We start from the raw sequence: 1,948 nt of genomic DNA on the forward strand, positions 1-1,948 counted from the left end.
AGGCGCAGGCGTTCACCGGGCGCGAGGGTGATGCTGGTCGGCCAGATCTCGACCTCGAGCAGGGTCGGCTCGCCGGGGGTCAGCGGGACGGCGTGGTCGTGGGGATGCCAGGGCCGGTACGGCTCGGAGCGTTCCGGGTCGGTCTCCCGGTGGGAGGCCTTGAGCCAGCCCATCGCCATCGGGACCGGCTGGCCCTGGGGCCCGACCGCGGGGATCGGCTCGCCGTCGGCGTCCAGGTGCTGCAGGCGGGCGAAGACGTCGAGGTCGTCCTGGTCGGCCGAGAGCCACAGCCGCAGTGCGACCGGCCCGGTGAGCTCGAGGGTCTCCGTCGCGGGCGCGGTGTCGAAGCTCGCGGGGTAGGCGACCGTGGCGGCCGCGTCCGGCGGGGACCATTCGAGGGTGTGCTCGCCCAGGTGGAGCTCCTGCCACCGGGTCCCGGGCAGCGGGAAGTCGGGGGCGTCGCGCCAGACGACGTCCCGGCCGTGGCGGATCGCGAGCCGGACCGGCGGGTCGTCCGCCATGCGCTCGGGCTGGTCCTTGAGGTACCGGTCGAGGAACCGCAGCTGCAGCTCCTGGGCCCAGTCCGCGTAGTAGGGGTCGATGTGGGTGCCGGTGTGCACGACGAGCCACTTGTCCCGCGACGCCGCCCGGCGCCAACCCTCGATGTTGCCCCGCAGGTGGAGGTGCAGCGCTCCCCAGTTGGCCGCGGACAGGACGGGCACCGTGACGCGGTCGAGGTCGGTGGCGCGGGCGTGGTGGTACTCGTCGAGCAGCGGGTGCTGTGGGAGCACCTCGCGCCAGTCGTCGCCGTCGTCGCCGGTGCGCTGCGGCTCGATCTGGCGGGCCCACCAGAAGTCGATGAAGCCGTTCGAGTAGAGGCCGCCCTGGTAGGCGCACTCGCGGTAGAAGTCGCTGGAGCCCTCCCAGGCGATCACCGCGGCGAGGTGGGGCGGCTGCAGCGCCGCGACGCGCCAGCCCATCATCGCCAGCCACGAGATGCCGCTGGAGGCGACCTTGCCGGTGCACCAGGGCTGTTCGGCGATCCACTCGACGACGTCGTGGAAGTCCTCGGCGTCGCGCGGCCCGTAGAGGTCCAGCCGGCCGGGCGACTGACCCGTGCCGCGGGTGTCGATGCGCACCAGGGCGTAGCCGTGCGGCACCCACCACTCCGGGTTCGGGGTCTCCCAGACCATGTGCTCGTTGTTGTCCACCAGCTCGTAGAGCGGGTAACGGTCGGGCCAGTGCACGTCCTTGCCGTACGGGCCGATCGAGGCGATGACGGGGACCGGCTCGTCGCCGTCGGGCCGGAAGACATCGGCGACGACGACCGAGCCGTCCCGGGTGGGGACCGCGACGTCGCGATCGATCTGCATCGGTTTCCTCCTGCAAAGGCCAGTCGGCTGGCCTCAGGAGTGTGTGCTCTCCGGGCCGTAATCGCAAGAGGACTTGCTTTATGGTGGTGACGTGAGCGATCCGGGGGTGCGGCGTCGTCCGGGAGGTCGATCGGCGCGGGTGCGTGCGGCGGTCCTCGAGGCCACGCTCGAGCTTCTCCTGGCCCGGGGGCTCGAGAGCCTCAAGGTCTCGGAGATCGCGGTGCGGGCCGAGGTCGCCGAGACGTCGATCTACCGCCGCTGGGGAACCCGGGAGAACCTGCTGATCGACGCGCTGCTCGACGCCACCGAGCAGCTCCGGGTGCCCGACACGGGGAGCCTGCGCGACGACCTGGTCGCCTACGCCGTCGACCTCGCCGAGTTCCTCGCCACGCCCGTCGGTCACGCCCTCGAGCGCACGCTCGCCGTCGCCGGGGACGATCCCGACACCCGAAGGGCCCGGGACCACTACTGGGCATCCCGCTCCGCGCTCTCCACGCAGATGATCACCCGCGCCGTCGACCGCGGCGAGCTCCCGGCCACCGTCTACCCCCGCCTGGCCATCGAGATGCTGGTCA

General features: G+C 72.2%; 2 protein-coding genes. One reads left to right on the top strand and one right to left on the bottom strand.

All coding sequences use genetic code 11. From position 1 onward, the window contains the following. A partial coding sequence (locus AC0CYZ_RS11905; RefSeq protein ID WP_472215530.1) for a CocE/NonD family hydrolase occupies positions 1–1,373 on the bottom strand: 1,373 nt, incomplete at its 3' end. Positions 1,374–1,464: 91 nt separating this feature from the next. On the opposite strand from AC0CYZ_RS11905, the gene AC0CYZ_RS11910 reads away from it, so the two are divergent. Continuing rightward, a partial coding sequence (locus tag AC0CYZ_RS11910) for a TetR/AcrR family transcriptional regulator (RefSeq protein ID WP_472215532.1) occupies positions 1,465–1,948 on the top strand: 484 nt, incomplete at its 3' end.

This window comes from Actinomycetospora sp., from assembly GCF_055612215.1.